Source organism: Streptomyces sp. SP18BB07 (assembly GCF_036322545.1).
GTDB lineage: Bacteria > Actinomycetota > Actinomycetes > Streptomycetales > Streptomycetaceae > Streptomyces > Streptomyces deccanensis.
The window spans coordinates 1-301 of the sequence record NZ_JAQYWT010000056.1 but is presented as its reverse complement, the minus strand read 5'-3'; the positions used below and the strand labels follow the sequence as shown (position 1 = coordinate 301).

Sequence of the window (301 nt, the reverse complement as noted above, 5' to 3'; positions counted from 1 at the left end):
GCGGAGCGACGAGCGGCAGCCGCCGCTGACGGCGGCGGGGTGGGTGGGGCGGCGGCGGGAGGTGCAGGATCGGCGCCATGCGGGGGACCTGCGGTCGGCGGGGCCGGGGGGGGGGGGGGCGGGGGGGGCGGGGGGCTCGGAGGCGTTCGCGGCGGTGGGGCGGGGGGGCGCGGTGCGGGTGTCGGTGCCCGGTCCGTCGTGTCAGCCGGGGTGAGGGGGGCCGGTGGGGGGGCGGGTGCGGGATCGGTGTGGGTTGTGTCGGACGGTGTTGGAGTGTGACACGTAGGGGTGGGTGGGGTGG

The 301-nt window shown here is 80.7% G+C and carries 1 pseudogene; it reads left to right on the top strand.

Features of this window, described 5'->3' with window-relative positions:
• Positions 1–286 (top strand): annotated as a pseudogene (locus PUR53_RS00155) (hypothetical protein); the annotation flags it as partial.
• Between the last annotated feature and the right edge of the window lie 15 nt (positions 287–301).